This is a genomic window from Deferrisoma sp., assembly GCF_054681715.1.
In genome coordinates this window covers 1-5,043 of the sequence record NZ_BAAHFQ010000194.1, presented here as the reverse complement: position 1 = coordinate 5,043, position 5,043 = coordinate 1, and the positions used below count along the sequence as shown (strand labels likewise).

At 71.3% G+C, this 5,043-nt stretch carries 6 protein-coding genes; all 6 read left to right on the top strand.

Annotated elements, in window-relative coordinates; translation table 11 throughout:
• On the top strand, positions 1-538 hold a 538-nt coding region (locus tag ACY0I8_RS16285), incomplete at its 5' end, for a DsbA family oxidoreductase (protein ID WP_461395585.1).
• 28 nt (positions 539-566) lie between these two features.
• A complete protein-coding gene (gene potA / locus ACY0I8_RS16280) occupies positions 567-1,670 on the top strand; it encodes a spermidine/putrescine ABC transporter ATP-binding protein PotA (RefSeq protein ID WP_461395584.1) in 1,104 nt (367 codons plus the stop codon).
• Complete coding sequence (potB, locus tag ACY0I8_RS16275; RefSeq protein WP_461395583.1) at positions 1,645-2,499, top strand: spermidine/putrescine ABC transporter permease PotB; 855 nt, start codon at positions 1,645-1,647, stop codon at positions 2,497-2,499. Before potA ends, potB begins: the two co-directional genes overlap by 26 nt.
• 5 nt (positions 2,500-2,504) lie before the next feature.
• Complete coding sequence (gene potC / locus ACY0I8_RS16270) at positions 2,505-3,278, top strand: spermidine/putrescine ABC transporter permease PotC (RefSeq protein WP_461395582.1); 774 nt, start codon at positions 2,505-2,507, stop codon at positions 3,276-3,278.
• Positions 3,275-4,303, top strand: a complete 1,029-nt coding sequence (locus ACY0I8_RS16265) for an extracellular solute-binding protein (protein ID WP_461395581.1) — start codon at positions 3,275-3,277, stop codon at positions 4,301-4,303. Before potC ends, ACY0I8_RS16265 begins: the two co-directional genes overlap by 4 nt.
• Before the next feature lie 11 nt (positions 4,304-4,314).
• On the top strand, positions 4,315-4,878 hold the full coding sequence (gene efp, locus ACY0I8_RS16260) for an elongation factor P (RefSeq protein ID WP_461395580.1): 564 nt from the start codon (positions 4,315-4,317) through the stop codon (positions 4,876-4,878).
• Positions 4,879-5,043: the final 165 nt, after the last annotated feature.

The following is a 5,043-nucleotide window of genomic DNA, read 5'->3' as shown; positions in this document are numbered from 1 at the left end:
TGTCGCCGCGGTCGAGCGCGAGCTCGGCCTCGAGGTCCGCTGGATCCCCTTTCCCCTCCACCCCGAGGTGCCGGACGAGGGGATGGGTCTGGACGCCCTCTTCGGCGGCCGGGTGGACGTGGGGGCCATGATGGCCCGGGTTCGCGCGGTGGCCGAGGCCCTGGGGCTTCCGCTGGGGGACCGAACCCACACCTTCAACACCCGGCGGGTCCAGGAGCTCGGGCTCTGGGCCGAGGAACAGGGCCGGGGGGACGCGTTCCGGGGCGAGGCGTTCCGGGCCTATTTCGCGGCGGGACGGAACCTGGCCGACCCGGCCGTGCTCCGGGACATCGCGGGGGCGGCGGGCCTCGATCCCGAGGCGGCGGACGAGGTCGTCCGGAGCGGCCGGTACGCCGGAGCCCGGGACGCGGCCTGGGCCGAGGCCCGAACCCGGGGGGTTCGGGCCGTGCCCACCCATGTTCTGGGCCGGGCCGTGGCCGAGGGGTTCCACCCGCCGGAGGCGCTCCTCGCCTGGGCCCGGGCCGCGGGGGCGCCGTGAGGCCCGGGCGGCCGGGAAGGAGCAGGGCGTGACGGGGCCGGTGGTGGAGCTCCGGGGCGTCACGAAGCGCTTCGGCCCGAAGACCGTGGTGGACGGGGTCGAACTCGCCGTGGAGCCGGGGGAGTTCCTGACGCTCCTCGGGCCCTCGGGGTGCGGCAAAACCACGATCCTCCGGATGATCGCCGGGTTCGAGCGGCCCACCGAGGGCCGGGTCCGGATCGCCGGGGAGGACGTGACCGACCTGCCGCCCCAGCGGCGGGCCGTGAACACCGTGTTCCAGAACTACGCCCTGTTTCCCCACCTCACGGTGTGGGAGAACGTGGCCTTCGGCCTCAGGGCCCGGGGGGCGCCGGCCCGGGAGATCCGGGAGCGGGTGGCCGAGGCCTTGGAGGTGGTCCGGCTCACGGGCCTCGAGCGCCGCAGGCCGCACCAGCTCTCCGGCGGACAGCAGCAGCGGGTGGCCATCGCCCGGGCCGTCGTCAACCGGCCCCGGTGCCTTCTCTTGGACGAGCCCCTAAACGCCCTCGACCAGAAGCTGCGTCGGGAGATGCAGGTGGAGCTCAAAAGGCTGCAGCGGGGCCTGGGCATCGCCTTCGTGTTCGTCACCCACGACCAGGAGGAGGCGCTCTCCATGTCGGACCGGGTCGTGGTCCTGCGCGAGGGGCGGGTGGAGCAGGTGGGAACCCCCCGAGAGGTGTACGAGAACCCGGCAAACCGGTTCGTGGCCGGGTTCGTGGGCGAGGCGAACCTGCTCGAGGCCCGGATCGAGGAGGTGGGGGCCGCCGGGGTCTGGGGCCGGATCGGGACGGTGCGGGTGCCGGTGGTGCCCGGCCGGCCGGTGGCCCCCGGCGAACGGGTGTGGATCGTGGTGCGGCCCGAGGACGTGCGGGTCGAGGAGGTCGGGGAGGGGGCCACCGAGGGCCTCCTGGGCCGGGTGGCCGAGCGGGTGTACAAGGGGAGCACCCTCGACTCCGTGATCGACCTCGACGCCGGGCCCCGGATCCTCGCCAAGGAGTTTTTCGACGAGGACGACCCCTCGTTCGACCACGTCGTGGGCCAGCGGGTTCGGGTGCGGTGGGTTCCCGGATGGGAGGTGGTGCTGCCCCATGGGGACGACGCGGAGCCTCTTTAGGACCTGGGCCATCGCCCTCGCCTGGGGGTGGCTCGGGGCGTTCGTATTCCTGCCCACGCTGCTCGTGGTGGGCCTCGGGTTCCTGGAGCGGGACGAGGCCGCCCTGGTGCGGTTCTCCGGGAGCCTCGCGGCGTACGCCCGGCTCCTCGATCCCCTGTACCTGGGGGTGCTCCTGCGCTCGGCCGGGCTCGCCCTCGAGGCCACCCTGTGGTGTCTCGCCCTGGCGTATCCCTTCGCCTACCTCGTGGCCCGGATGCCGCCCCGGACCCGCCGGCTGGCGCTCGTCCTGGTGGTCGTTCCCTATTGGACGAACTCCCTGGTGCGGGCCTACGCGATCCGGTCGGCCCTCGCGACCCAGGGGCCCGTGAACGCGCTGCTCCTCGGACTCGGCCTCGTCGAGGAGCCCCTGCGGCTCCTCTACACGGGGGGCGCGGTGACCCTGGGGCTCGTGTACATCCTGCTCCCGTTCATGATCCTTCCCCTGTACGCGGTGTTCGAGAAGCTCGATCCGGCGCTCCTCGAGGCCGCGGCCGACCTGGGGGCCGGCCGCTGGCAGACGCTGGGGCGGGTGGTGCTGCCGCTCTCGGTGCCGGGCGTCGTGGCCGGGGCCCTCCTCGTGTTCCTGCCGGCCCTCGGGATGTTCTACGTGGCGGACCTCCTGGGGGGCGCCCGGGACCTCCTGGTGGGGAACCTGATCAAAAACCAGTTCCTGGACGCCCGCGACTGGCCCTTCGGCGCCGCGATCAGCGTCGGGATCCTGGCCGTCATGGGGGTGCTGGTGGGGGCGTATGCCGCCTCGGTGCGGCGGTTCCGGCGGGAGGTCCTCTGACCGCCATGGCCGCGCTCCGGAGGGCCTATGTCCTGGCGGTGTTCGGGTTTCTCTACGGGCCCATCGCGCTCATGACCGCCCACTCGGTGAACGCCTCCCGGTACGGTATCGGATGGAAGGGGTTCACCTTGGACTGGTACCGCCGGCTGGCCCAGAACCGGCTCCTTCTCGAGGCGGCCGGGAACTCCGTCCTGGTGGCGATGACGGCCGCCACGGCGGCCACGGGCCTCGGGGCCCTGGTGGCGGTGGCCCTTCACCGGTACCGGTTCCGGGGCCGGAAGATCCTGGGCGGGCTTCTTCTCGTGGTCCTGGTGTCGCCCGACATCGTGATGGCCATCTCGCTTCTGTGCCTCTTCGTGGCGGCCGGGCTGCCCCTGGGGTTCGGCACCCTGTTCCTCGCCCACGTGACCTTCTGCCTGCCCTTTGTGGCGGTCACGGTGTACTCGCGGCTCCAGGGGTTCAACCCCCACCTCGTCGAGGCGGCCCTGGACCTCGGGGCCGGGGAGTGGCTCGCGTTTCGGCGGGTGGTGCTGCCGCTAGCCTGGCCGGCCGTGGTGGCCGGGTGGCTCCTGTCGCTGGCGCTCTCGCTCGACGACGTGATCGTGAGCTTTTTTGTGACGGGGCCGTCGTTCGAGGTACTTCCCCTGCGCATCTACTCCATGGTGAGATTGGGGGTGAAGCCCGAGGTGAACGCCCTGGGGACGCTCCTGTTCGCGGCCCCGCTCACCGCCGTGCTCCTGGCCCACCGCTTCTGGAACCGAGAGGAGATCGACCGATGAAGCCGAGATGGCTCGCCATCCTGCTCTTGGGGCTTGCGCTCCCCGCCCTCGCCGCGGAGGAGGAGCTCTACTTTTTCAACTGGTCGGAGTACCTGCCCGAGGAGGTGCTCGACGAGTTCACCCGGGAAACGGGGATCAAGGTCGTGTACAGCACCTACGACAGCAACGAGGCCATGTACGCCAAGGTGAAACTGGCGGGCGGCGGATACGACCTCGTGGTCCCGAGCACCTACTACGTGAGCAAGATGCGGCGGGAGGGCATGCTGGAGCCCCTCGACAAGGCCAAGATCCCGAATCTCAAGAACCTCAACCCCGAGCTCCTCGACAAGCCCTACGACCCGGGCAACGCCTACAGCGTGCCGTACCTCTGGGGGAGCACCGGCATCGGGGTGAACGCGGCCCGGGTGGATCCGGCCACGGTGACGGCGTGGGCCGACCTGTGGGATCCCCGGTTCCGGGGGAAGCTCCTCCTCACGAACGACGTGCGCGAGGTGTTCCACATGGCCCTGCGGGTCCTGGGGTACTCGGGGAACTCCGCCGACCCCAAGGAGATCGAGGCGGCCTACCGGAAGCTCCAGGAACTCATGCCCAACGTGCGGGTCTTCAACTCCGACAACCCCAAGGTTCCGTACCTCACCGGGGAGGTCGTGGCCGGCATGCTGTGGAACGGGGAGGCGTACGCGGCCAAGCAGGAGAACCCTGACATCCGCTACGTCTACCCCCGGGAGGGGGCGATCCTGTGGGTCGACAGCCTCGTGATCCCCAAGGGGGCCCGCCACCGCGACGCCGCCCACCGGATGATTGACTTTCTCCTGCGGCCCGAGGTGGCCAAGCGGATCTGCGAAGAGGTGGGGTACGCCACGCCGAACCGCGAGGCCTGGAAGCTCCTCGCCCCCGAGGTGCGAGACGACCGCACCGTGTACCCGGCGCCCGAGGACCTCCGGAACGCCGAGGTGCAGGTGGACGTGGGCGAGGCGATCACGGTGTACGAGCGGTTCTGGGAACAGCTCAAGGCGGGCCGGTGAGGAGGGATCCGATGCCCCAGGCGACCGATCTGAAACGCGGCGCGGTGGTGCTCCTCGACGGGGCGCCGTGCCGGCTCTTGGAGGTGCAGCAGCAGGCCCCCTCGGCCCGGGGGGCCCACCTCATGGTGAAGGTGCGCTACCGGAACCTCCTGACGGGCCAGGTGCTGGACCGCACCTTCCGGGGCGGCGACCGGGTAGACGAGGCCGACTTCGAGAAGCGGAAGGGCCAGTACCTCTACGCGGCCGGGGAGGCCGGGGTGTTCATGGACCTCGAGACCTACGAGCAGTACGAGGTGGGGGGCGAGGTGTTCGAGGCCGCGCGCGGCTATCTCACCGACGGGCTCGAGGTGACCCTGGGGTTCTTCCAGGGCCGGGTGGTCGGGGTGGAGCCGCCCCAGGTGGTGGAACTTGCGGTGGTGGACACGCCCCCCGCGATCAAGGGCGCCACGGCCACGGCCCAGACCAAGGCCGCCGTCCTGGAAACCGGGCTCACGGTCCAGGTGCCCCCCTACATCGAACCCGGCACCCGCATCCGGGTCGACACCCGCGACGGCCACTTCGTGGGGCGGGCGTGAGGGGGCGTCTGCCCCTCACGCCCGCGGGCCGGTTCAAAGCGGGCGCGGTTACATCCAAAGCACCCACGCGCCCTGGATGTTCTCCATGAGCCAGTCGCCGCCTGCCTTTTCGAAGTAGGGGAGCCGGTCGTCGCCGCCCGCGCCGAAATACTCGGCACAAGGGGG

Bases quoted from the DNA above. Each gene is read 5' to 3' on its own strand.
- ACY0I8_RS16265 (WP_461395581.1), top strand. From the start codon at position 3,275: ATGAAGCCGAGATGGCTCGCCATCCTGCTCTTGGGGCTTGCGCTCCCC.
- efp (WP_461395580.1), top strand. From the start codon at position 4,315: ATGCCCCAGGCGACCGATCTGAAACGCGGCGCGGTGGTGCTCCTCGAC.
- potB (WP_461395583.1), top strand. From the start codon at position 1,645: ATGGGGACGACGCGGAGCCTCTTTAGGACCTGGGCCATCGCCCTCGCC.
- potC (WP_461395582.1), top strand. From the start codon at position 2,505: ATGGCCGCGCTCCGGAGGGCCTATGTCCTGGCGGTGTTCGGGTTTCTC.